We start from the raw sequence: 22,590 nt of genomic DNA, 5'->3' as shown, positions 1-22,590 counted from the left end.
GTTTGGCAGTGAACCAATCCCAATGTCAACTTTTACTAATAATGTTTCTGATCAGTAGTCCAGCCTTAAGGGTAGTGACTGATGCAGATAATAGCTACTTTGCTCCTCACATTATTCGGTCGGGATGCCCATCTTCTCGACCAATTTTGATCGATTCTTTATATAATAAGATTAAAGTTATCACAGTAAAAATATTATATGAATCAGAATTTATCGGTTCTGGAGTAATAATTTACTCCCAAAACAACAATTATAAAGTGATTACTAACGCCCATGTTCTCAAGGATAATCACTTTTCCTACAGCATTCAAACTTTTGACGGAAAGATTCATATTTCAGAAGTGGTAAAAACTGCAAATTTGGCTCGGAATGACCTAGCCTTACTACAATTTAAATCCCCCTGCTTTTATGTAGCTTCTCGCCTAGGTTCCTCCGCTAACCTAAAGAGAGGGGAATATGTGTTAGCGGCGGGTTTCCCTTTTTATTTGCAGCCACAATTTGCCTATCCAGCCAATGAGTCAATACAAAAAAAAGAGACAAGAGAAAGCACTCAGAGCCTAAACGACGAGTTTAATTTTACACCGGGTAAAATAGTTGCATTCTTGGAAAAACCGCTAGAAGGAGGATATCAAATTGGATATAATGGCGACTTTGAAAAGGGAATGAGCGGAGGTCCATTACTCAATCAAAAGGGAGAATTAGTCGGCATCAGCGGCAGACATCCCGTTTTGTGGGAAAACTCCGATAATTATGAAGATGGTTCTCAACCATCGCCGGATTTGCAGACTCTAATCAATAACTCAAGTTGGGCAATCCCCAGCGAACAAATTATTAAAGTAATATCTGATAAATAGATGAAAATATTAGCTACAATAAACTGGCTTATTGTTGGATTAATAGCGGTTTCATTAACTCAGCAAGGCTTATTAGCTCTCTCCCAAAGCGAAGTTGAAGAAATCGCCAAACAAACTACAGTCAAAATAATTAGAATAGACGGTAATAATCCAGGTACTGGAGCAATTGTCCAGAAACAAAAATATATATTTAAAGGACAGGAAGGATACTTATATACTGTCCTGACTAACTGCCATGTGTTTCTCAATTCAAAATTCTGCGATCAAGAAAATAAGCCAACTTCCGAACCGATGCCCAACTCTACTGGATATCGCGTTGAAACTTCTGACAGACAACAGTATATAAGTGAAATTTCCTCGGTAAAAATTCATCCGAATGCTGATTTAGCAATTTTCAAGTTTTTTAGTACAAGAGAATACGAAACTGTTAGAATAGGTAATGCAGAACAGCTATCTGCCTCCAGTAAAGTTTATGTATTTGGCTGGGCAGTTCCTAGCAAAACTAGCCGAGATCGACGTGCGCGATTTTTCGGTCCTGGGAATGTACTTGGTACTGACAGAAAAGCCGCAGGGGGATATCAAATTGCCCATAAACTCGAACTTTTACCCGGAATGAGTGGCGGTCCACTATTACACGAAAACGGCTGTTTGGTAGGAATCAATGGGGGAGGTGGCAAAAGAGATCCTAACATACCAGTTATAGAATTTTCATCCGTTCCTATTAATCTTTATGCAAGCTGGCAAAATATCCAAGTAGTGGACGACTGTCGAGCCACTCCGCTGCCCGATAATAATCTCTTTAAGACACTTCGCAATCTTCTCGAACAGGGAAATTGGCAGCAGGCCGAAGCCGAAACGAAAAAACTAATGCTTCGAGGTACAGATCAAACCTACTTTAACGGAAACATCATAAACAATCTGTCTTGTTCTGACCTGAAGATTATTAATCGACTTTGGGTGCAATATTCCAGTGGACATTTTGGCTTTAGCGTTCAGGGAGAAATCTGGAGAGGCGTAAAAAATGACTATAAGCAATTTGAAGAGAGGGTAGGGTGGCGGCGTGGCTATGAAGGACCATTGACCAATCCCCCCAACTACAGTCTTGAAGCCAAAAAAGGTCACTTGCCATCCTATAAACTTCTTGCCGCTTCCGACTTCGGAACATTCCTTAACCGATTGGAAAAATGCGATGCTTTAAGTTTCACAGACTCAGGTATTATAGAGAATATAATCTCAAGCGAATCTGAACCCTAATTATGATGAATAACGGTTTCATTTCACCTCTGAAATTTCTCAGCCTAAGTTTCTGCCTAACTTGTCTGCCGTCAAATACCCAAGCGATAAATATTTACCCGCCAATTATCACCAGCAACCAACAACAACAGAATAAGCAAACGGAATCGCCAGAAGTTGGTTTGGAAATAATAGGAAGTCCCTCTCTCAACAGATTGGTGATTCCCATGTACCGATATACTGGTGAATGCCCGGGGTTTTCTAAAGGTATAGTAAAAGCAAGCTTTACCTCCACCGCCTTCCCTCCGAGTCGGGACAGAAGGGTTATTGTTAGAAATGTTAGCCGGGGAGTGGCGAGCGATCCTTTTCCCTTCACCGATCGAGATTATAGCCGGGGCAGAGGCTCCCAAATTACCGAGATAACCATCGGTTCAGGACACGATGGACAATTTCTAATCGTCAGACAGGGAGAAAACGATTTCGATTATACGATTAAGGAAAAAAACACAATAGTTGACCAGGGAACCTTCACAGCATACGTGGAAACAACAACCATTGTTGAAGAAAAGAATAAAGTACCAACAACAAAGCGTGTTTGCCCTGGTAATCGTATCGATGATCCCTTGGGAATCATCAATCTCTTGGGAAGCATAATCTGTGACAAGGAGGAAGTAACAGTCTATGAATGTCCATCTTATCCCGATGTTACAAGATAGGGTTCGCTCAATATAGGTAAAAGCCCTACTAAAAAAGGCTTTTATTTGATATGACTCAAAACCTTTGCGATTTCCCTAGTAATGAAAATCTCAAAGGTAGTTTCGTTGGACTTAATAGGGTTAGTGGAGGATAAACTGCCCTCAGAAAATGCACTGAGGGATAGCATCCTTTTTGTCCGCATCGGGGAAATACTATGTTATAATTACTTCTTAAGTAGGTAGGCGTTAAAAATTATCAGATTCCCCCTTATTAAGGGGGGACTAAGGGGGGATCGGCACCCCCCTTATCAAGGGGGGCAGGGGGGATCGAACCTAAAATCCATTTTAAATTTAATTATAACCAGCTACTTATTTGTTTGAAAAAAAATTGAGGTAAAATAGCTATGAAACTTACTGTCATCTTTTCAATAATCGTTCTATCTTCTGTGAGTTTAGTAAGTTCTATCGGTGCTGAAAATCTCGATCATGTAAAGAAATTTAAGCAAACAAAACAATGCCCCGGATGTGATTTAAGCGGTGCAGATTTGAGTGGATTAAATCTAAGACACGCTAACCTACAAGGCGCTGATTTAAGTGGTGCTAGTCTTCGTGGTTCTGATTTAACCAAAGCCAATTTAAGTGGCGCAATTTTGACGGGAGCTAACTTGGATAGCACCAAATTAATAGGAGCAAATTTATCAAATGCTAGACTTAATAGTGCTTATATGGGCTATGCAAAATTAATGGATGCTAATTTAAAAAGAGCAAGCCTGATAAATGCTGACATAGCCCGGTCTAATTTTACAGGGGCAGATGTGACAGACGCTAATTTTAATGGTGTGAGATGTGATACTTATACAGGGTTGGATGGAAGCGCAAGTGCAGCATGGTGTAAATAAATAAAAATGAACCACTCTACGCTGCTACACGATCAAGTGGAGTAGTTCATTTAAGGGTTAATGATTTGGCATGACCTTAACTTGTTTTCAGAAGCTTGTGATGAAAAACTCCAGACTTAAGGAAGCCGTTTGAAGTGTTCAGCAAGCTCTGAAGTATTTTCAGCAGTTTTTAGTGAGGCCACAAATCCCTCTAAAACAATGCGAAAGCTAATCAGGAGTGATAGGAATAAAACTGGGGACAAGAGAAAAGCCAGTAAACCTTGACCCGGACCTGCTTGAAATCCACCTATCAAAAATCCTAAAGAAAATAGGAAGATAAAAATTCCCCCTACTCCGTAAATTAAACCAATAATTCTAATTCCAATAAATTTGGAAAAGGAAAGGTCGAATAATAAACTGAAAAAATTACTCGGCATTTAACTTGCTCCTCTCTTAATAAACGGCAATTTTTTGAAGTCTGAGTAACGAACTGTGAAAAGTTTCGGCATATCAGCCTATTTGGGTGCGATCGCAGAATTTTTCGTATATCACACCCAGAAGCTTGAAGTAGATTTATGACAATAGGCTGAAATAACAGAAACTTTCTGGAAGTCTAGCGACGATTCTTTGATCTGACTGCATTTTTTGACAAAAGTTTACAATTATTCAACGTACTTAATTGTCGGGGACTTCTGTAAAGATTATCATTCATACTGCACTTGTCGCGTTTTGTTTCCATCTAAATCAACAAGAATCTAAGGGTAATATCAAGACTTATCGAACTGTTTAGTTAGTACATAGCCCAAAGCAAGCTATGAGCCGGTGATAATTTTTGGAGATGTCTAATAATTAGCAGCAACAATCATCATATCCCCAAGGAAAACCTTCACCATAATTCCTATTATCCTCACTCAAACATTTAAAAACTCTAACATTTCCATCTTGAAGAAGACCGACTTCTGGTCCCCATTCATATCCTAGCCAAAACTTAATCAATACAACATCCGAACAAGAAAATATGATGTCTTGACTGATTGATTCCATAAATTTGGGGGAATTGCCAACATTGTTTAATCCTGGTTCACCGACTGTTATGTTTACTATCTTATTTCTGGTTGCTTTCCAAGGATTGTTTCGTCCATTATATCTGACAGCATTCGGTGAATTCAAAAGCTCTATACTAAATTCAGATGCTGTTTTTCCACCATTAGCATTTAGTTGCCAACTCCATGCCTTAGCTTTCTTCAATTTAGCTTGCGTTCTATCTAAGGAAGCTTGACACTTAGCAGAAACCTGACAGGGGGACAAGCAAGCTGAAAAGCTTATGTAGCACGGAATACAGATACGGACTCCAAAAAAAGATAAGTCATATTTACCATATATGACCTAAATAACGAAAATGATAAGTGAACTATACCAGAAAGTGTTAAAAAATGAACTGGGACGAGCCAGATATCTACTGTTGTTAATGATAGTTGGAACCTTGCAAATACTAAAGCAAGCTAAGTTAGAGATATTAGCTGAAGCCTTACCAATACCAATCCTGTTTGAGAGTCGGAGAAAAAAACTAAAAAGATTTTTAAAGCTGGAAATTCTGAATATTGAAAAAATCTGGTTTCTCTGCCTAAAAGAGATGTTAAAACAGCAGCAGAGATTCACAACAAAAGGATTAGCGTATATTGCCATAGACCAGACAAGTTTGGGAGCAATAAATATCTTGATGGTGAGTCTAATTTACGACAAGAGAGCCATGCCAATCTATTGGGAGATATTAGATAAAAAAGGAAGTAGTAATCTCGAAGAACAGCAGCGAGTATTGGGAAAATATTGACGGTGCTATCAGGTCATAAAATCGTGGTGTTAGGAGATAGAGAATTTTGCTCGGTCAGTCTTGGAAAGTGGCTTCAGAAGCAGAGTTTATACTTTTGTTTAAGACAAAAAAAAAGTACAAATGTCAAGACAAAAGAAGGAATTTATCAAGAAATGAGAGAGTTAGGTTTAAGTCCAGGAACTCAACTATTTTTAAATGATGTCAATATTACAAAAGAGCAGGGATTTGTCCAGTTTAACTTAGCTGGTAAGTGGAAAAAAACCTATGGGGGTTTTCAAACAAAAGAACCTTGATATATTCTGACAAATTTTGGGGATTTAGAGACGGCAATAATTGCCTATCAAAAAAGATTTGATATTGAGGAGATGTTCCGAAATTTTAAGTCGGGAGGCTATAGCTTAGAAGGTTCTCAATTAGCACCGCAATACTTATCAAAGCTGATAATTGTTATAGCTATCGCCTATACAAGTGCCACACTGCAAGGTAAAAAAATTAAGGATATGGGAATCCAAAAATATGTTACAAGACCTGAAAAAAGATATAAAGGTCAACGCAGACACAGCAGTTTTTATGTGGGTCAACATTTCTATCATTGGCTCCAGCTACATCAAATGTTCCCAAAAAAATATAGAAGAGCTAATGCAAATTAACCGCTATCGGTTGAAGGATTACATCAAGGGACAAAGAGCTATATCGCGGTTCTTCGGTTTGTGTTATGCAATGGACTGGGGTTATAAGGGATGAAAACCTTATTTAGAAAGGCATTTGGCGATTTTTGTCAATTGTTTTTTATCTAGAGCGAACTCATCAATTAAGTCTCTTGCCAGAGAAGGATTTAGTCAATTTATGCCCCCCTATCGAACCATAACAAGTAACGAAGAGCCAGTAAGTAGTCGTGCAAAATAAATTTCCTAATGAAGAAAGGCAAGAGGCAAGAGGTGGTTAGATATGTGTAATTAATTTTGCTTAGGTACTTATTGCCGTTAAATAGGCTACAGACTCTCTTCCCTGCAACCTAATAATGGACAAGGTTTTCGCTTCACCTTTTCAGCCTAGCATCTACATTATAAAAGATACCAAATCGGTTCTATAAGCTTTTCATCCAATCACTAATCAACTGGTTAACCTCTGTGGGAATTTCATCGTGGGGACAATGACCGGCAGTTAGATAATATTCTGTGAGAGAAGGATAGTATTGACGGAATTTGGCCCCGCGTTCCCTAGTATTCATCCAAGGGTCCCCCTCACCCCATAACATCAACAGGGGACAACTTAACTTTTGCAGGAGAATATCCACATTTTCCCCCCGGGGAGATTTAAACACAGAAGCAAAAACTTTGGCTGCTCCCGCATCCAGGGAAGGACGACGGATATCTTCTATTAACTGCTCGGTAATGGCACTGCGATCGAGATATACTTTCTCTAGGGTTTTACGGATAGTTTTGGGTTGACGGGTATAGAGAAATAAGAGATAACTAGCCCAGGGTTGCAGCAAGACTGATCGCAGTAGTTTTTGTGCTAAATTAGGCTGACGATTGCTTTCTGTATCGCTAAAGGGACCAGCACTATTGAGGAGAATTAATCCCCGAACATTCTCGGAATGATTAGCAGCTACACAGAGAGAAGCGTAACCCCCCAGAGAATTACCCGCTAAAACCGTCGGTTGGCCCACAACTTCCTTGATAAAATCGTTTAATTGTTGCTGCCAAAGATTGCCACTATAGACAAGATCCGGTTTAGCTGATCTACCAAATCCTAACAGATCGATCGCCCATACTTCCCATTCTGAGACCAAACCTTGCACATTTTTTCGCCAATGGTCGGTGGAAGCGCCAAAACCGTGGACTAATAGTAAAGGGGGTTTTCCCGCAACTCTAGTACCCGCTTGCACATAGTGTATCGAATTTCCTTGCCATTGCCAATTTTGCCTGATTGTCAGAGCAGCTGTATTCATCTGGTGTTTTGTTAAGTAATGTTAATAATTCTTAGTCTAACCGATTGAGAAACTGGAGACAAAGCTAGAGATTTTTGACCAAACCCCTTGACCAAAAACGGAACTTGACATATACTTACATATATGATAGAAATCCGTGCCTGCCTGCAAACCCTTCATTTTTGGGCAAATAACCCTAAAAAACACTCTCAAAAAAATCTTGAGCGGGATTAATCTCCTAGTATGGGTGGCTAACCCTAGATAATTACTCCTGAATAACAGGGACAGTTTTTTGCTAATTCTGATAACAGCTATGAAGATTTTGACGATTTTACAGGGATTAATCGACAAAAATCCCTTAACTGAGGCGGATCTAGAAGAATTACTAGCGATCGAATCCTTAAATTTTCAGCAGACTAACCCTCTCATCCTACAGGAAAGGGCGGAACTATTAACGATTCTCTGGCCGCGAGTCTGGCAAAAATGTCAGGAGTTAGGGATAAATCAGCCAAATCAGATTTTGATCAGCTGTTGGCGCTTGTGGATTCCCTGGGCGCTAGAGCTACGCAGCCACGCAAAACCGTTGATTCAAGGCATTTTGGCTCCCCAAGGCACGGGAAAGACCACCGTAACATCCATAATGTCGATTATTTTAGCCTATTTTGATTTAAAAGTAAATAATCTCTCTTTAGATGATATTTATAAGACCTATAATGAGCGAATAAAATTGCGTCAAAAGGATGAAAGATTGCGCTGGCGTGGTCCACCGGGTACTCATGATATAGCATTAGGAATTAAAGTTTTAGAACAGGTTTGTCAGCAAGAAAGTCCGATTTTAATCCCGCGGTTTGACAAGTCCCTGCATCGAGGACAAGGAGATAGAATTGCAGCGGAACAAGTGGAACGAGTTGATGTTCTTTTTTTCGAGGGTTGGTTTGTGGGCATGAATCCAGTAGAAGAAACAGTCTTTGATCATGCCCCCGATCCGATTAATAGCGAGGAAGACCGACAATTCGCCAGGGATAATAATCAAAGATTGCGAGAATATCTACCCCTCTGGTCAAAAATCGATCGCTTACTGATTCTTTATCCCCTTGACTACCGTTACAGTTTACAATGGCGACAGGCGGCCGAAACAAAAGGAGGTATGACCCCATCAGAAATCGAGGAATTTGTCAAGTATTTTTGGAAAAGTTTACATCCGCAATTGTTTCTGCCCCCCCTGCTCAAACAAGCGGATATAGTGGTAGAAATTAATCGCGATCATAGTCTGGGAAAAATCAGTTATCAGTGAGCAGTAGGCAAGAGGCAAGAGGCAAGAGGCAAGAGGCAAAAGAAAGAATCTGGCAATTCTCCTACCCAAAAAGAAGGTTAGAAACTAAGTCCATAAAATCTTCTAGCTTAACAAATTAGGTTTTAGATTCCGTCGAGTTAAAAGAAAGCTCCGAACTTGTCACTTAACACTATTGACTGAAAACTCACATCTGGTAACTGATAACTGATAACTGATAACTGATAACTGATAACTGATAACTGATAACTGATAAAGCTTATGATTGAAGTGGAACATCTGAGTAAAATTTATGGTTCGACCACGGCAATTAGTGACGTGGATTTTACCGTAGAAAAAGGAGAAATACTCGGTTTCTTGGGACCGAATGGAGCGGGAAAAACCACAACTATGAGGATTTTATCTGGGTATATTCCTGCCACGACAGGAACAGCAAGGATAGCAGGATACGATGTGCATCAACAATCCTTAGAAGTGCGTCGTCGCATTGGTTATCTTCCCGAAAATCCCCCCTTGTATCCAGAGATGACCGTGGAAGGTTTTCTTGATTTTGTGGCACGGATTAAAGGCATCTCATCGGGGGATAGAAAAGCGCGGGTAGATTTAGTGTTAGGCAAATGTCAGTTACTAGAAAAAAGAAAAGTTATTATCCGCAAGTTATCCAAGGGTTATAAACAGCGTGTGGGAATTGCCCAAGCGATTGTACACGATCCACCAGTAATTATTTTAGATGAACCGACAGTAGGATTGGATCCGAAACAGATTATCGAGGTGAGAAATCTAATTAAAAGTTTAGCGGGAGAACATACAATTATTCTCTCCACTCATATTTTACCAGAAGTGAGTATTACCTGCGATCGAGCGACAATTATTAATCGGGGTCGCATCGTAGCCAATAATATTACTACCGCTACCCCTGCTGGTTCCAGTTATGAAATTGAGATCGAAGGTGATAGGGATTCCCTGCTAGAAATCCTTCAACAACTGCCGCAAGTCGAGCAAGCAGCAAAAGTCGGCGATAACCTGCTCAAAATTGTTGGTCAAGCGGGGACAAATCTAGGGGCAGAACTTGCTAGAATAGTTGTCAACAATGGTTATAACCTATTAGAAATGCGTCGCACGCGTAAAACCCTAGAAGATATCTTTCTGGAAGTAATCGGCAGCGGGGAAAGTAACCACCAAGAGGAGAGGCATGATCAATAATATCTGGGCGATTTTTCGCAAGGAATTTCAAAGCTATTTTACCGCCGCCAATGCCTATATCATTATGGGGATATTTTGGTTAGTGGCGGGATTTTTCTTTAACTCCCTTCTCTACGGCATTATTCTCGATATTGGTATTCAGGAACAATCGGGATTTCTAGTAGCCAGAGATACGGTATCTGAATTTCTGACCACTTTCATCGGCATTATCTTATCCTCTTTATTGTTGGTAATTTTGCCGGCCCTGTCTATGGGATTATACGCAGAGGAAAAAAAACAGGGAACCCTAGAACTTTTAGCCACTTCCCCCCTGACTAATTGGAGTATAGCCATCGGTAAATTATTGGGAGTGCTGGCCTTTTTTACCGTGATGATTACCCCCCTCTGGATTTACGAAATAGTAGTTTTTAGTAGCGCAGTTCCCCCGGTGAATATAGCCAGTATTTTACTAGCTCATCTAGGATTAATTTTACTGGCAGCGGCCATCCTAGCCATCGGGATGTTTATATCTTCCCTCACCAATAGTTCTATTCTTGCTTACATCATCACCTTTATCACCATCTTATTTATCTGGATACTGGATGTAATTGCTAACAATGCCGAAACCTTCTTTCGAGATCGCATTGGAGGAGAAGTGGGAGAACAGATCGGATTTTTCTTGAAAGAATTGCTCTCCCATCTATCTTGGTATCAACCCTTTAACAATTTCGTGCGGGGAATTTTTGACAGTAGTAGTTTAGTCATCCTCCTCAGTTATATTCTGCTGGGAATCTTCCTAACTACTCAAGCGATCGAAGCAGACCGTTATCAAAGAAACTAACTATGAGATCCTGGCAAAAATACGGTAAATTTCTCTATATACCCGCCCTCTTTCTGGCTAGTGCCGGCTTAACCGTAGGGTTAATCTCCGGTCAATGGTCATCCCTCTCTCTGGGGTTATTAATTGCCGGGGCTATTCTGTTTCTAGGGTGGCTGTTGTTATTAGTAATCACTTCCAAAGACTTTTGGCAAAAAAGAAGTACCCGCACTGGCACTCAAACCCTCATTACTACTATTATTGTCCTCGGTGTTATCGGTTTAATTAACTTTCTCGCCCTCCGTTATCCCTATCGAGTTGATTTAACCGAAAACCAAATCTTTAGTTTATCCCCCCAAACCGAAAGACTATTAACCAATCTGTCAAAACCAATCAAAGTCTGGATTTTTTCAACCCGGGGAATCAGTGGCAACGAACAGGAACTTTTAGCCAATTATCAACGCAAAAATCCCCAATTTCAGTACGAGATAGTTAACCCGGAGAAAAAACCCAATATCGCTCAAGAATTCAAAAAACTAGCCGATGATAATTTGTCCAGAGTCTATCTACAGTATGGTGACAAAAAACAGCCTCTGAAAACTATTAGTGAAGAGGAAAGTCTCACGGAAGCGAAACTGAGTAACGCCATCGAAACCGCTAAAACCGATCGCACTTTAACCGCTTACTTTCTGCAAGGTCATGGAGAAAATGCCATCAAAGAGCCTCAAGGTGGATTAGTGCAAACAGTCAATAGTTTAGAAGCAAAAGGTTATCAAGTAAAACCACTTAATCTAGTGGAACGTTCCACCATTCCCAATAATGCCGATGTCATTATTATTGCCAGTCCCAAAAGAAAAATATTTCCCCAGGAAGTCACCGCGTTAAAAAACTATCTTGAGCAAGGGGGCAAAATTTTATTAATGATTGACCCCCAAACCGAAACCGGATTAGAACCCTTATTAACCTCTTGGGGTGTGAAACTAGATAATCGGATTATTATTGATGCTTCCGGTGCTGGGGAAATCATCGGTTTAGGTCCGGCTAGTCCCATTATTACCAATTACGGTAATCATCCCATTACCCAGGATTTTGCTAACGGTATTTCTATCTTTCCCTTTGCTCGTCCCATCGCTACCGTTCCCATCGAAGGAATTGAAGCCGTATCTTTAATGATTACTAATGATAAAATGTGGGCTGAGAGTGATTTAAATGATCAGAATCTCCAGTTTAACCCTGAAAAAGATTTAGCTGGCCCCTTTGATCTAGGAGTTGCTCTGGCTGGAAAAAAAGGTAAATTAATCGTGATTGGTAATGCCAGCTTTGCCAGCGATGGACTGTTTGAACAACAGTTAAACGGAGATATATTTTTAAATTCTGTGCAGTGGTTAGCCAGTGGTGAAACAGCCACCTTATCTATCCGAGCTAAGGAACCAGAAAATAGAAGAATCAATTTAAATCCCCTGCAAGCTAACGCTATTTTTTGGATAGCGATGGTAGTAATGCCTTTAGTAGGATTTACCCTAGCTGGATTGACTTGGTGGCAACGTCGTTAATCGAGTTAGAATCTAGAAAAATCATCTCTCTTAATTCCCCTAACTGCCATGACCACAACCCAAACTATCCCCCAATTGTTGACTTTTGATGACTATATTAATCAATATCCCGATGATGGACAACAATACGAATTAATCGCAGGAAAATTATTGGCTATGATGCGACCGATCGGAAAACACGAAGAAATTGGCGGATTTGTTTCTGGAACCCTATTCTTAGAGATAAATCGGCAGCAATTACCCTATTTTATCCCCAATACTGCGGCAGTAAAACCCCTTCGCCCCCATACGGGTTATCTACCCGATATTATTGTCTTAGACAGAGAAAATCTAGTTAATGATCCCTATTGGGAAACCGCTTCCTCAATTTCTTTGGCAACATCAGCTAAATTAATTATTGAAATTGTCAGTTCCAATTGGCGAGATGATTATCTGAAAAAATTCGACGACTACGAACAATTAGGAATTGCCGAATATTGGATTATCGATTATTTAGCCAAAGGTTCGGCCCGATATATCGGCAGCCCCAAAGAACCCACCATTTCTATCTATCAATTAATCGATGGAGAATATCAAGGTAATTTATTTAAACAGGATCAACGTCTTATTTCAGGGGTTTTTCCAGAGTTAAACCTCACGGCTAGGGACTTCCAGAGAATAAAATACCCAACAAAAAAATAGAAAAGTGTTTTTTTGAAAAAGTAATTATTTTTGTCTAGGAAAACAAAGAGTCTCCCATTACAACCTATTTTTCCGAAAAAAAAATAGCAGCATAAACTTTTATACTTCCGAGCTTTTTCGAGTATAACAAGGACAAGTTAAAGAATCAAATACAGTTTTTAGCTAACCATCTTAGTTAACTACAAACTAGGTCTTATCATAATAAATATCAATAAACCATTGCCCCAAATCGGGAAAGTCTTGATTCGTTGATTCTGTGAGACGTTCGATTTTTTCTTCGATTTTTTCCATGGCTTTTTTAGTAAGCTTTACTCCTTTTTCGTAAGTTTCAGTAATCAACTTAACAATCGGGTGTTTTCCTTTCCAAGTCATAGTTTGGGCGAATTTCAAAGCTGTTTCGATTTCATCTAAAATACTCCCATTCCAATGGTTTTCTAACACAGCCCAGGTTCGTTCAATAGGATTATATTTACTATGGTAGGGGGGATAGTAAGCTAAACGTATATTAACTTGATATTTTTGGGAAAACTCAACTATACGTTTCATAAACTGAGTTCGTCTCGAATTATTTTCTGATCCATTATCTTGATTAATTATCAAAGTTTTAATTTTCTCAAAACGAGATTTTTCAGATTCCCAGAAATCCTCTAATATATCAACAATAAAGTCACTGGTGACTGTGGAGGTAGTGAAATACAAAAACAACTCATCAAATTCTGGAATAAATATTCCGTAAGGGGTTAGGGTTGTTTTCGGATTAAAATCATGATCGTTTGTTTCGACAGTTATTCTATTTTTACCTCCTCGATCAAACAGTCCAATATTAACACGGGCTTTGGCATCTAAACTAAGACGTAACATCGTAGGGTCTTCATCCGCTTCCCGATTAATGTTAGCTAATTCCTCAAAGATTGCCTCGGTTTCTGGAATTTTTTTTGAGGTAAAACTTTAGCGACTCTTTTCAGACGATAACCTAAGTTATTTAATTTAACCCGAATAGTTTCCTCGCTCGGTAAATCCTCATCACTGTACCCATATTTAGAGATTAATTGCTTTCGGACTTCGGCCGCACTCAGTCTCACATAAAGCCTTTGGCTTTTAAAACTTGGGTCAGTTTGGCTTTGAGAATCCACTAAATTTTTGATGTTTTCCAATAGAAAAGGTAAATGTTCTTCTGCTTTTTTCCGCCCCTTAGCTGAATGATTATCAACACAAATAATGCCTCTTTTTAGTTCTTTAATTCCTTTACGAATAGTAGTTCGATTCCAGCCTAACTCCTGTGCAGCAAGGGTTTGTCCCCCATAGCCTAATTCTAAGACTGTTTGCGCCATGAATCTTCTTTTAGCTGCACCTTTTAATTGAAGTGCAGTTTCACTGAGCAATTTCTTGAGGGAATCAGTTAATTCCATATATTCTTAAAAAGAAAAACTTGATTAATAATGTACAGGATTAATTCTACTACAAAATTGGAAGGAGGGGGCAACCATCGATCCCTACCTCCCACACTCCGAGAATGATTATTATTCTTGAGAATGAATAGTTTATTTTTTGGAAGTCCCCTAATCAAATTTTTCGTGCTAGAGCTTAAAGAAAAACCCGTATTTTTAGATTGGACTTATGGCAAAAATCAAAAATTGTCCTGAGAGTAAGGAGTCAGGAGCTTATAATAGAAAACAACTCAAGAGCGGAGAAATCAATTAATGTTTGCCACAATAGAAGATAAACAAGCTCTTTCCCTCGAAGTATTTCTTGCCCTTCCAGAAACTAAGCCTGCTAGGGAATATTATCATGGAATTGTCACTCAAAAACCTATGCCCAAAGGAAAACACAGCATCTTACAATTTGAGTTAGCCTCTGCCATTAATCAACAGACTAAACCTCAAAAATTAGCTTATGCTCTACCTGAATTGCGTTGTACTTTTGCAGAACGTTCAATTGTGCCAGATATTGCGGTGATTCGTTGGGAGAATTTGCCAAGAGATCTAGATGAAGAAATGGCCGATCAATTTTTACGTTATCCCGATAGGATTATTGAAATTATGTCTCCTGAACAATCTGTTACCTTAGGGATGGAAAAGATTATTTTCTGTTTACAACAAGGAACAGAATTAGGTTGGTTGATTGATCCTTCAGCAAAGTCAGTCACCGTTTTTCAAACAGGATTACCGAAAGTACATATTGCAACTGAAGGAAATAATGAGCCTTTAGCAGTGATTAAAGGTTTAGAACGTTGGTCAATATCAGCAGTGGATATTTTTGCTTGGCTAAAGGTTTAATTTGTTCTGTCAGCATCGTTTGGTTTATCAGTTTATTCCAGAAGAGTAAAGTTGTCAAAGTTATAGGGATGTGGACTTATTTTTTAATTATTTTATACTGGTAGCATTAATGATTGATTTGGATTGTAAAAATTAGGAACATGAAAAGCTTGTGGTATAAGACTTTTGCCTTCCGCAAAGCGGTATAAATACCCTCAAGATAACATAAAAATATGATATAAATGCCCCTACTCAATTGACTAAATAAAGGGGAATTTATGGTATTTTAGAAACAATTTAGCCGACTTTTGTGGTTTCTTTTTCGGTGGATTGGGAGGGTTTTAGTTTGCGTTTCAGGGTTGAAGCTGCACCGAGAGTGCCGAGAGCGAGGAGGCTGAGGGTTGAGGTGGGTTCGGGAACTGGTTGGACACCCAAAAGTTCGCCATCAAAAGTAACTTCGCTGGCAAAGACCCAGGCAGTGCGCCGATTTAGAGTAAGTTGTAGGGAACTACCACTAAAATTTAATCCTGAAAAAGTATAGGATGTTGGCGCTGCAGTAGGAGGATCAGTAAGAGACCCCGAATTATAATTAGAGCCACCCATACTTAATAATATACTTTGCGGTACGGAAACAGCACCAAAACCATTTGCGTCATCCACATATACAGTAACTGCGTTTATATTTACTGTGCCAGCAAAGTTAAAAGTAATGACAGGATTCCGGTTTTCCTAACCAACATAAGGTCCTGTACCGTCTGCAACTTCTACATCATTCCAGTTTTGTGTAGGAATTATGCCATCAGTTAGATCTCCAACTCCTCCACTGAGAGGAGCATAATTTACCGACGTGTTTCCAGTACCATTATATTTCTTGTCCCAGTATTTAGAGCCGCCTCCATTGGCTCTCTTAGGTTTGGTGGGTAAAATGTATTCTAAGATACAGTCCTGCTGGCGAGCGAGTGGAAGGAACCACAGAAACACAGAGGACACAAAGATTGATCGCTTCTATAGTAAGTTAAACTGGTCGCAACGCGCTCGCTACGCGAGATCACACAAAGAATAAGAGAGCCACACTTTTTGAGGAGAAAAAAGTCTAAAAGCCTTATCCAACTTGGTTTATCTTCAGATATTGATGCTACTGAGAAACTTACCTATGACTAAAAGAGCTTTACTACTAATCAATCGTCACTCGCGCAAGGGTAAAGAAAACTTTGCTCAAACTGTTGATCTGCTCAATCATTGGGATTTTGAAATTATCAGCGTCCCTTTGAAAAAGGTAGAAGATATACCTTTTTTGCTGGAAAAATATCGCTCTAGTATTGATTTAGTTATCGTCGGTGGTGGCGATGGGACTCTTAATGCTATGGCGGATGTGTTGGTAGAAACTCAACTGCCCCTAGGCATTATACCTCTGGGAACGGCTAATGATTTAGCCCGGACTTTAGGGATACCGAATTCTATTGCCGAAGCCTGTCGAATTATTGCCGAAGGTAATTTAAAATATATCGATCTAGGTTGGGTAAATAATAAATACTTTTTCAACGTGGCTAGTTTAGGATTAAGTGTGAAAATTACCCAGAAACTGAGCAAGGGTTTAAAGCGACGTTTGGGAATTTTGGCCTATGCTTGGACAGCCCTACAGGTATTAAGTAAAACCCGTCCTTTTACCGCTATGATCGGTATTGATGGAGAAAATATCAAAGTTAAAACCCTACAAATAGCGATCGGAAATGGTCGTTATTATGGGGGAGGAATGCCGATCGCTTACGATGCCCAAATCGACGATCAAAGGTTAGATTTATATAGCCTAGAAATTGAACACTGGTGGCAAATTTTCCCGCTTTTGTGGACATTACCGCGAGGACAACAGGGTTTATTATCTTGGGTGAGAACTCTTAACGGTAAAGAAATTCAAATTGAGACTCGTAAACCCCATAGTATCAACACCGATGGCGAAATTACTAGCACTACTCCCGCCATATTTCGGGTTATTCCAGCAGCCATAGGGGTCTATATTCCCCGCCAGAAAACACAATCTTAAAATTAACGAAAAGGAGGAGAATACAATAAACCGCCCTTTGTCCAAAGATTATTTAAACCTCGATCGAGTTGCAGGGGTTTACCAATTTCACGATCATAAATTTCACCGTAATTACCCACCTTTTTTAAGACTCTTTGGGCAAAATCATTGGGCAAACCCATATCTTCACCTAACTTCTCATCGATACCCAAAAAGCGCCGAATACTGGGGTCTTTGCTATCGGCAAAAGTGGCAATATTTTGGGAGTTAATTCCAAATTCTTCCCCTTGAATTAAACTAAAAACGATCGAGCGGACGGCATTCGACCAAGCGGGATCACCATCGGCCACGGCCGGGGCCAAGGGTTCCTTAGATATTACCACTTCTAATAATTGATGATCCTGCGGTCGGGGAAAAACCGAGCGCCGGGCCACCAATTGGGAGCGATCGGAGGTGACAGCCTGACAGCGCCCCGCCTGATAAGCTGTATATAAGGCCTCCACATCATCGGAAACGATCGGTTTATAACCTTGCACTCCCGCTTTTGCCATGGCATCGGCCAGATTTTGTTCCGTGGTGGTTCCAGATAGCACACAAAGGGACTTTCCGCTCAAATCTTCTAATTTCTTAATATTACTGGCTTTCGTGGCCATAATTCCTTGACCATCATAGAAAACCGGGGTGATAAACTCCATCCCCAGAGCGGTATCCCGGTTAATCGTCCAGGTGGTGTTGCGACTGAGAATGTCCACTTCTCCCGTCTGTACAGCAGTAAATCTCTCTTGGGGACTAAGTTTACGATATTCGACTTTGGCGGGATCATCAAAGAGAGCCGCCGCGATAGCTCGACAAATTTGCACATCTAAGCCCGAATATTCGCCTTTTTCATTAACAAAGCTAAACCCCGGCACTTCTCCGTTAATACCACAAATTAACTTACCGCGATTTTTCACCGTTTGCAAACGGCCAGCATCGGGACTACTTGCGGTGTTAGAACTAGAATTGGGTTGATTTTCCGTCCCACAGGCAGTAATTAGCAGTAACAGCAGGGACAATGCACAAAAACGCCACTTTAGCATAGATATTCTCTGAAAAATTTTTTTAGTCACTTAATTTTAGCGGAAAGACCAGAGCGAGCTTAACAGTATAGCCACGATCGCACCGATAACCGTATTGATCACATTGACCAATTCATTAGTTAACCACAGAAAGCGGGTTTGTAGGGTAGCTCCGATGAGACTTTCGATATTGGTGGCGATAAAGGCTGCAATTACACACCATAACACACCAAGAAGATCGATCGCACCGATAGTCCATGCTAACAGGGAAATCGCCGTGGCTGCCAGCAAACCGGCGAGCGTTCCTTCCAAACTAACAGCACCTTCTGTTCCCCGGGGGACGGATTTAAAATTAGTGATTAGATAAGTAGTTTTACCGTAAGCTTTGCCCACCTCACTGGCAGTAGTATCGGCTAATTTAGTGCTAAAACTAGCCACATAAGCGAGTATTAACAGGTAATCCCAGGGAGAAGCGGCAAAAAGACTGAGGATAGCGCAAATTGCCCCTGCTAAAGCGGAACCCCAGACATTTTCTGGACCGCGTACCCCCGCTCTTTTTTCGGCGATTCCCTCCGCTTCCTTGCGCGCTAAACCGATGCGGGTGACAGTAGAACCGACGAGGAAATAGAATAAAACAATCAGATAACCGCGCCATCCCAAGCTTCCCCAGACAATTACCCCTAAAACCCAAGCATGGAGATAACCCATCCGAGTTAAGAGCTTTTTTGGGGCAATTGCAGCGATTCCGAGGAGGATGGTATTGAGAAGAACAGCGACGAGCCAAGGATTAGTTAACATAGTATCTGGCCAAGTTTATATACCCTATTGTATCGATCGAGTTTATGAAAACTAATCAACCTTATCAACCTCTTTTACTGCGAATTCTGCACGGATTCACGGGAATTGTCCTCATTGCCGCCATGGTTACGGCCTATTGGACCTATGATACTTTTGACGGTCGTTGGTTGAAACTGCCCCTACCAGAATATCAAGAAATTGAAAGTATTCATGGTACTTTTGGCCTCTATACTCTGATTATCTTTCCCGTTTTTGCTATCTATGCTTTTCGTCGCGGCAACAAAAGATTAATTCAAAGTGATTCTCTTAACAAATTAACCCAATTTGGTAAGCCAATTTGGTGGTACAGTCTCCATCGTTTAGTCAATACTTTGATTCTTTTTGCCCTAACTTTTGCCTTGTATAGTGGTCGGATGATGGATTCCAAATGGCTACCGGAAGGGGAATTAAATCACTTTTGGTATTATGCCCATTTGCTCAGTTGGTTAATTATGGCAGTATATCTGATCCTGCACCTGCTCATGACTGCTAAAGTGGGAGGAGTTCCCCTGTTATTGTCTATCCTTAAATGGGGTTTTCGTGAACAAGATAGTCCGAAATTATGGTTATCTCAATTACGTCAATGGGGGTTAAGTTTGCGTCTAGCTAATAGTTTTCAGTGGCTACAATCTCTTAACTTATATAAAGTCTTAGAAATTGTTGTTTTATTGGCTATTATAGCGGCTTGGATTGTTCCCAAGTTTGACTAGATCTAAGGGAGCAACTACCAGAGCGGATCGGAATATAAATGAACGGTTAAAGAATCTTGATCGCCCGGGATACCAGTAATACAACTGCAAATTTGAGTACCATCATCTAATTCTACTTCACAGGCGTGACAGGAACCCATTAAACAGCCAGTAGGAATGTCAATTCCTGCTTTTTTGGCTACATCTAATAATAGTTCTCCCGTTTCCGCTTCTATGATAATATCATCGGGTAAAAAACGCACTGAAATAGTCATAATTTCTCCTTACAAATGAGCAAAAATAGGTTTAAGATTTAAATGTTCTTCCAATAAATTAGCCATATTATCTAGGGTTATTTCTCTTTGTTCACTATAGTTAGCAATTCCCGTAGGCAAAGATAATAAACCGCGACGCTGACGTAGATGATTTAGCCAAGTTCTTCGCCAAGAACCATTATCAAAGATACCATGTAAATAACAGCCCCAAATTGAGAGAGAATCATTGACAATTCCTAGACTAGCATCTTCCTCGAACATTTTTTGATAACCTGATTCACTTTCCCATTGGCTTATTCCCTGGTGAATTTCGTATCCTGTTACTGGTAAACCCCCCTGGGGAAAATTAGATAAAACTTGTCGTTGACGGGTAATTTTTTCGGCAGTAATTACCGTTTTTAAGGGCAGTAAATTTAAGCCAGTTGCCTCACTTTCGGGACCTTCTCGATGGTCAGGATCCAGGATTAATCGCCCTAACATTTGCAAACCACCACAGATGCCAAAGATAATACCTCCCCTTTGGTGATAGGCTTGTAATTGATTAGCCATACCACTTTGATTAAGAGCAATTAAATCAGCAACAGTGGTTTTAGAACCGGGGATAATTACCCCATCAGGATCACCTAAAGATTCCTGTAATTCTAGATAACGGACATTAACTGTTGCTTCGCCACAGAGAGGGTCAAAATCCGTAAAATTAGCGATATGAGGCAGACGAATGACACTGATATTTAGTTCAGCTTTGGGTTTTTGGGCGGGGCGATCGAGTAAACTGAGAGAATCCTCGGCACTTAAAAAGATATCACTATAGGGAAGAACTCCCAACACGGGAATTTTTGTGTAATCTTCTAGCCAAGTAATCCCCGAATCTAAGAGAGATTTTTGTCCGCGAAATTTATTGATCACAATACCTTTAATTAAAGCTCTTTCCTCCGGTTCTAATAATTCTAACGTACCGACGACGTGAGCAAAAGCTCCCCCGCGATCAATATCCACCACTAAAATAGTAGCGGCATCGAGATATTTAGCCACCCGCATATTAGTTAAATCCCGATGTTTGAGATTTATTTCCGCCGGACTTCCCGCACCTTCACAGACAACTAGATCAAATTCTGCCGATAATTTGGCTAAAGATTCTTTAATTGCTTGCCAACCTTGGTCAAAATAATTCTGATAATAATCCGCTGCCGTGGTGACACCAACAGCCTTACCTTTAATAATCACCTGAGAGGTCATATTTCCCTGGGGTTTTAATAAAATTGGGTTCATTTCTACCCGGGGAATTGTCCCCGCGGCCCATGCTTGCACCGCCTGAGCGTGACCCATTTCTTCCCCTCCGGCGGTAACATAGGCATTAAGAGCCATATTCTGACCTTTAAAGGGTGTTACCTGCCAACCTTTCCGGTTGAATAAACGACATAAAGCCGCAGTTAAAAAAGATTTACCCGCGTGGGAGGTTGTCCCCACTACCATAATTGCTTTCATCTAGTTTTTTTAATTGAGCATTTTCAGTGAACAGTAATCGGTAAACAGTAATCAGTTGATACTAAATCCGTTGAGTATATGCTACTTATAAGGACAGGCACTCATGCAAGAGGCTAATAACTGAAAACTCACATCTGATAACTGATAACTGATAACTGATAACTGACTCCCAACAGCATTAAAAAGAAAACCAACGTTGCAGAGTATTTAAAAATCTTTGCCAGAAAGTGGGTTGAGGGAAAAAGTCCCCTTGGGGTTGCCATTTTTCTATTAATTTCCTCCCCAAAGGAGTGAGACGAAAACTATCGGTTATCCCCTGTCCATCTACTTCGCGTCGCAAAATTCCCACTTTAATCAACCAGAGAAGATAGCTTTCCACTGCTGCTTCCGTCAGCAGTCTGGAAGTATAACCTTTCTCTAAACCCCCAGCACCCGGAATGCTCAAAAGTGATACACTTTGCTCCAGCATAGCGGCGAATAGGGTGACACGGAAAGGAGAACAACAGAGGGCGCGTTGGGCCCTAGTGATGGTAGCATCAGAATAATTGATGGCGGTAACGGTGGCAGTCGATAGGCTCATAGATTCCAGTCGTCTAGCTATTGATAAACTCATTGTTACATTAATTTCGTCCCAACCCCTATCAACCCCAATCACCGATAAAATAGGGATGAAGTGTTAAGTAGCTTGAGTATTTATGAAGTCTCCCGAACCGTTCGATACTAAATATACCCCAGAGGAAGTGGAAGTGGAAATCGAAACCGACGATTTTTCCCCCCTTGATACCCCGGTTAGTTTCGCTGCCACCCTCGAAAAAGTGAAAACTTGGTACGGCAGCCTGTCCACACCGGCACAGGTAGTCGTGGCAGTGGCGGGGGTTTTTGTGGCTCTTTCGATTTTAACGGCGATTTTACGGCTAGTTAGCGCAGTTTTAAGCGCTTTAATCCTCGCCGCTATCGTTTATCTCATCTATCGTTACATCCTCAAACCGAAATTTTAGTCGGCTATGCACATTTTCTGTTCAA

The 22,590-nt window shown here is 40.4% G+C and carries 25 protein-coding genes and 1 pseudogene; 16 read left to right on the top strand and 10 right to left on the bottom strand.

Features of this window, described 5'->3' with window-relative positions; all coding sequences use genetic code 11:
- The first annotated feature begins 8 nt into the window (after nucleotides 1–8).
- The 4 genes from ACQY1X_RS06610 (at nucleotide 9) to ACQY1X_RS06595 (ending at nucleotide 3,681) form a co-directional block, all read left to right on the top strand.
- Nucleotides 9–854, top strand: coding sequence for a S1 family peptidase (locus tag ACQY1X_RS06610; protein WP_430014219.1), 846 nt, complete (start codon nucleotides 9–11; stop codon nucleotides 852–854).
- Nucleotides 855–2,108 (top strand): GUN4 domain-containing protein, encoded by a 1,254-nt coding sequence (locus tag ACQY1X_RS06605; RefSeq protein ID WP_430014218.1) that lies wholly within the window; start codon nucleotides 855–857, stop codon nucleotides 2,106–2,108.
- Between the two features lie 2 nt (nucleotides 2,109–2,110).
- Entirely contained in the window at nucleotides 2,111–2,803 is a 693-nt protein-coding gene (locus tag ACQY1X_RS06600; protein ID WP_130758240.1) for a hypothetical protein, read from the top strand.
- Between the two features lie 383 nt (nucleotides 2,804–3,186).
- Nucleotides 3,187–3,681 (top strand): pentapeptide repeat-containing protein, encoded by a 495-nt coding sequence (locus tag ACQY1X_RS06595; protein WP_316578230.1) that lies wholly within the window; start codon nucleotides 3,187–3,189, stop codon nucleotides 3,679–3,681.
- Between the two features lie 116 nt (nucleotides 3,682–3,797).
- Here the strand turns inward: ACQY1X_RS06595 and ACQY1X_RS06590 are convergent, their stop codons facing one another.
- Together ACQY1X_RS06590 and ACQY1X_RS06585 are read right to left on the bottom strand one after the other, a co-directional pair.
- Entirely contained in the window at nucleotides 3,798–4,097 is a 300-nt protein-coding gene (locus tag ACQY1X_RS06590; protein WP_430014217.1) for a DUF4282 domain-containing protein, read from the bottom strand.
- 412 nt (nucleotides 4,098–4,509) lie between these two features.
- Nucleotides 4,510–4,908, bottom strand: a complete 399-nt coding sequence (locus ACQY1X_RS06585) for a hypothetical protein (protein WP_253845321.1) — start codon at nucleotides 4,906–4,908, stop codon at nucleotides 4,510–4,512.
- 175 nt (nucleotides 4,909–5,083) lie between these two features.
- Between ACQY1X_RS06585 and ACQY1X_RS06580 the strand changes: the two genes are divergently transcribed.
- The 3 genes from ACQY1X_RS06580 (at nucleotide 5,084) to ACQY1X_RS06570 (ending at nucleotide 6,141) form a co-directional block, all read left to right on the top strand.
- Nucleotides 5,084–5,491, top strand: coding sequence for a hypothetical protein (locus ACQY1X_RS06580; protein ID WP_430015498.1), 408 nt, complete (start codon nucleotides 5,084–5,086; stop codon nucleotides 5,489–5,491).
- A gap of 23 nt (nucleotides 5,492–5,514) precedes the next feature.
- Complete coding sequence (locus tag ACQY1X_RS06575; RefSeq protein WP_430014215.1) at nucleotides 5,515–5,784, top strand: hypothetical protein; 270 nt, start codon at nucleotides 5,515–5,517, stop codon at nucleotides 5,782–5,784.
- Between the two features lie 72 nt (nucleotides 5,785–5,856).
- Nucleotides 5,857–6,141, top strand: a complete 285-nt coding sequence (locus ACQY1X_RS06570) for a hypothetical protein (RefSeq protein ID WP_002733645.1) — start codon at nucleotides 5,857–5,859, stop codon at nucleotides 6,139–6,141.
- A gap of 437 nt (nucleotides 6,142–6,578) precedes the next feature.
- Here the strand turns inward: ACQY1X_RS06570 and ACQY1X_RS06565 are convergent, their stop codons facing one another.
- Nucleotides 6,579–7,445: an alpha/beta fold hydrolase gene (locus ACQY1X_RS06565; RefSeq protein ID WP_430014214.1), complete on the bottom strand. Its 867-nt coding sequence runs from the start codon at nucleotides 7,443–7,445 to the stop codon at nucleotides 6,579–6,581.
- A gap of 292 nt (nucleotides 7,446–7,737) precedes the next feature.
- Between ACQY1X_RS06565 and ACQY1X_RS06560 the strand changes: the two genes are divergently transcribed.
- The 5 genes from ACQY1X_RS06560 to ACQY1X_RS06540 all read left to right on the top strand — a co-directional run bounded on the left by ACQY1X_RS06560 (nucleotide 7,738) and on the right by ACQY1X_RS06540 (nucleotide 12,948).
- Complete coding sequence (locus ACQY1X_RS06560; protein WP_430014213.1) at nucleotides 7,738–8,718, top strand: ABC transporter ATP-binding protein; 981 nt, start codon at nucleotides 7,738–7,740, stop codon at nucleotides 8,716–8,718.
- A gap of 258 nt (nucleotides 8,719–8,976) precedes the next feature.
- Nucleotides 8,977–9,918, top strand: a complete 942-nt coding sequence (locus ACQY1X_RS06555; RefSeq protein WP_002746691.1) for an ABC transporter ATP-binding protein — start codon at nucleotides 8,977–8,979, stop codon at nucleotides 9,916–9,918.
- Entirely contained in the window at nucleotides 9,908–10,738 is an 831-nt protein-coding gene (locus ACQY1X_RS06550) for an ABC transporter permease (protein ID WP_002775196.1), read from the top strand. Before ACQY1X_RS06555 ends, ACQY1X_RS06550 begins: the two co-directional genes overlap by 11 nt.
- A gap of 2 nt (nucleotides 10,739–10,740) precedes the next feature.
- Nucleotides 10,741–12,267 (top strand): GldG family protein, encoded by a 1,527-nt coding sequence (locus ACQY1X_RS06545; RefSeq protein WP_430014211.1) that lies wholly within the window; start codon nucleotides 10,741–10,743, stop codon nucleotides 12,265–12,267.
- A gap of 48 nt (nucleotides 12,268–12,315) precedes the next feature.
- Complete coding sequence (locus ACQY1X_RS06540) at nucleotides 12,316–12,948, top strand: Uma2 family endonuclease (RefSeq protein WP_430014210.1); 633 nt, start codon at nucleotides 12,316–12,318, stop codon at nucleotides 12,946–12,948.
- Between the two features lie 186 nt (nucleotides 12,949–13,134).
- On the opposite strand, the gene ACQY1X_RS06535 is transcribed toward ACQY1X_RS06540, so the two are convergent.
- Nucleotides 13,135–14,357 (bottom strand): ISAzo13-like element ISMae28 family transposase gene (locus ACQY1X_RS06535; RefSeq protein WP_420065268.1). Its coding sequence is split into 2 segments (ribosomal slippage): nucleotides 13,135–13,877 and nucleotides 13,877–14,357, totalling 1,224 coding nucleotides; the frame shifts between segments, so codons are not numbered across the junction.
- A 291-nt stretch (nucleotides 14,358–14,648) separates the two neighbouring features.
- On the opposite strand from ACQY1X_RS06535, the gene ACQY1X_RS06530 reads away from it, so the two are divergent.
- A complete protein-coding gene (locus ACQY1X_RS06530) occupies nucleotides 14,649–15,224 on the top strand; it encodes a Uma2 family endonuclease (protein ID WP_430014209.1) in 576 nt (191 codons plus the stop codon).
- Between the two features lie 276 nt (nucleotides 15,225–15,500).
- On the opposite strand, the pseudogene ACQY1X_RS06525 reads toward ACQY1X_RS06530, so the two are convergent.
- Nucleotides 15,501–16,142, bottom strand: a pseudogene (locus ACQY1X_RS06525) (PEP-CTERM sorting domain-containing protein).
- 214 nt (nucleotides 16,143–16,356) lie between these two features.
- Between ACQY1X_RS06525 and ACQY1X_RS06520 the strand changes: the two are divergent.
- Nucleotides 16,357–17,244 carry a lipid kinase gene (locus ACQY1X_RS06520; protein WP_002732954.1) on the top strand — a complete coding sequence of 296 codons (888 nt, stop codon included), beginning with the start codon at nucleotides 16,357–16,359 and terminating at the stop codon, nucleotides 17,242–17,244.
- 2 nt (nucleotides 17,245–17,246) lie between these two features.
- Here the strand turns inward: ACQY1X_RS06520 and ACQY1X_RS06515 are convergent, their stop codons facing one another.
- Nucleotides 17,247–18,302 carry an amino acid ABC transporter substrate-binding protein gene (locus tag ACQY1X_RS06515; protein WP_430015497.1) on the bottom strand — a complete coding sequence of 352 codons (1,056 nt, stop codon included), beginning with the start codon at nucleotides 18,300–18,302 and terminating at the stop codon, nucleotides 17,247–17,249.
- Nucleotides 18,303–18,338: 36 nt separating this feature from the next.
- Entirely contained in the window at nucleotides 18,339–19,079 is a 741-nt protein-coding gene (locus ACQY1X_RS06510; protein ID WP_430015496.1) for a TIGR00297 family protein, read from the bottom strand.
- Between the two features lie 44 nt (nucleotides 19,080–19,123).
- On the opposite strand from ACQY1X_RS06510, the gene ACQY1X_RS06505 reads away from it, so the two are divergent.
- Nucleotides 19,124–19,828, top strand: a complete 705-nt coding sequence (locus tag ACQY1X_RS06505) for a cytochrome b/b6 domain-containing protein (protein WP_430015495.1) — start codon at nucleotides 19,124–19,126, stop codon at nucleotides 19,826–19,828.
- Nucleotides 19,829–19,842: 14 nt separating this feature from the next.
- Here ACQY1X_RS06505 and ACQY1X_RS06500 read toward each other — a convergent pair whose 3' ends face one another.
- From ACQY1X_RS06500 to ACQY1X_RS06490, 3 genes are all read right to left on the bottom strand, one after another.
- Nucleotides 19,843–20,082: a 2Fe-2S iron-sulfur cluster-binding protein gene (locus ACQY1X_RS06500; RefSeq protein WP_002794701.1), complete on the bottom strand. Its 240-nt coding sequence runs from the start codon at nucleotides 20,080–20,082 to the stop codon at nucleotides 19,843–19,845.
- A 9-nt stretch (nucleotides 20,083–20,091) separates the two neighbouring features.
- Nucleotides 20,092–21,567, bottom strand: a complete 1,476-nt coding sequence (gene cobQ / locus ACQY1X_RS06495; protein WP_430014206.1) for a cobyric acid synthase CobQ — start codon at nucleotides 21,565–21,567, stop codon at nucleotides 20,092–20,094.
- Between the two features lie 178 nt (nucleotides 21,568–21,745).
- Nucleotides 21,746–22,147: an Npun_F0494 family protein gene (locus tag ACQY1X_RS06490; protein ID WP_180995434.1), complete on the bottom strand. Its 402-nt coding sequence runs from the start codon at nucleotides 22,145–22,147 to the stop codon at nucleotides 21,746–21,748.
- 115 nt (nucleotides 22,148–22,262) lie between these two features.
- Here ACQY1X_RS06490 and ACQY1X_RS06485 point away from each other — a divergent pair, with 115 nt between their 5' ends.
- Nucleotides 22,263–22,565: a hypothetical protein gene (locus tag ACQY1X_RS06485; protein WP_430014205.1), complete on the top strand. Its 303-nt coding sequence runs from the start codon at nucleotides 22,263–22,265 to the stop codon at nucleotides 22,563–22,565.
- Nucleotides 22,566–22,590: the final 25 nt, after the last annotated feature.

Origin of the sequence: Microcystis protocystis FBCC-A270 (assembly GCF_050500235.1) — a bacterium.
Classification (GTDB): Bacteria; Cyanobacteriota; Cyanobacteriia; order Cyanobacteriales; family Microcystaceae; genus Microcystis; species Microcystis ichthyoblabe_A.
Note: the sequence above shows the minus strand (reverse complement) of the source record. Positions and strands in the feature narration are given on the sequence as shown.

What these genes read in the sequence shown, in the direction of transcription:
- ACQY1X_RS06605 (WP_430014218.1), top strand. Translation starts at nt 855, where the DNA reads ATGAAAATATTAGCTACAATAAACTGGCTTATTGTTGGATTAATAGCG.
- ACQY1X_RS06600 (WP_130758240.1), top strand. Translation starts at nt 2,111, where the DNA reads ATGATGAATAACGGTTTCATTTCACCTCTGAAATTTCTCAGCCTAAGT.
- ACQY1X_RS06595 (WP_316578230.1), top strand. Translation starts at nt 3,187, where the DNA reads ATGAAACTTACTGTCATCTTTTCAATAATCGTTCTATCTTCTGTGAGT.
- ACQY1X_RS06590 (WP_430014217.1), bottom strand. Translation starts at nt 4,097, where the DNA reads ATGCCGAGTAATTTTTTCAGTTTATTATTCGACCTTTCCTTTTCCAAA.
- ACQY1X_RS06570 (WP_002733645.1), top strand. Translation starts at nt 5,857, where the DNA reads ATGTTCCGAAATTTTAAGTCGGGAGGCTATAGCTTAGAAGGTTCTCAA.
- ACQY1X_RS06565 (WP_430014214.1), bottom strand. Translation starts at nt 7,445, where the DNA reads ATGAATACAGCTGCTCTGACAATCAGGCAAAATTGGCAATGGCAAGGA.
- ACQY1X_RS06560 (WP_430014213.1), top strand. Translation starts at nt 7,738, where the DNA reads ATGAAGATTTTGACGATTTTACAGGGATTAATCGACAAAAATCCCTTA.
- ACQY1X_RS06555 (WP_002746691.1), top strand. Translation starts at nt 8,977, where the DNA reads ATGATTGAAGTGGAACATCTGAGTAAAATTTATGGTTCGACCACGGCA.
- ACQY1X_RS06550 (WP_002775196.1), top strand. Translation starts at nt 9,908, where the DNA reads ATGATCAATAATATCTGGGCGATTTTTCGCAAGGAATTTCAAAGCTAT.
- ACQY1X_RS06545 (WP_430014211.1), top strand. Translation starts at nt 10,741, where the DNA reads ATGAGATCCTGGCAAAAATACGGTAAATTTCTCTATATACCCGCCCTC.
- ACQY1X_RS06540 (WP_430014210.1), top strand. Translation starts at nt 12,316, where the DNA reads ATGACCACAACCCAAACTATCCCCCAATTGTTGACTTTTGATGACTAT.
- ACQY1X_RS06530 (WP_430014209.1), top strand. Translation starts at nt 14,649, where the DNA reads ATGTTTGCCACAATAGAAGATAAACAAGCTCTTTCCCTCGAAGTATTT.
- ACQY1X_RS06520 (WP_002732954.1), top strand. Translation starts at nt 16,357, where the DNA reads ATGACTAAAAGAGCTTTACTACTAATCAATCGTCACTCGCGCAAGGGT.
- ACQY1X_RS06515 (WP_430015497.1), bottom strand. Translation starts at nt 18,302, where the DNA reads ATGCTAAAGTGGCGTTTTTGTGCATTGTCCCTGCTGTTACTGCTAATT.
- ACQY1X_RS06510 (WP_430015496.1), bottom strand. Translation starts at nt 19,079, where the DNA reads ATGTTAACTAATCCTTGGCTCGTCGCTGTTCTTCTCAATACCATCCTC.
- ACQY1X_RS06505 (WP_430015495.1), top strand. Translation starts at nt 19,124, where the DNA reads ATGAAAACTAATCAACCTTATCAACCTCTTTTACTGCGAATTCTGCAC.
- ACQY1X_RS06500 (WP_002794701.1), bottom strand. Translation starts at nt 20,082, where the DNA reads ATGACTATTTCAGTGCGTTTTTTACCCGATGATATTATCATAGAAGCG.
- cobQ (WP_430014206.1), bottom strand. Translation starts at nt 21,567, where the DNA reads ATGAAAGCAATTATGGTAGTGGGGACAACCTCCCACGCGGGTAAATCT.
- ACQY1X_RS06490 (WP_180995434.1), bottom strand. Translation starts at nt 22,147, where the DNA reads ATGAGCCTATCGACTGCCACCGTTACCGCCATCAATTATTCTGATGCT.
- ACQY1X_RS06485 (WP_430014205.1), top strand. Translation starts at nt 22,263, where the DNA reads ATGAAGTCTCCCGAACCGTTCGATACTAAATATACCCCAGAGGAAGTG.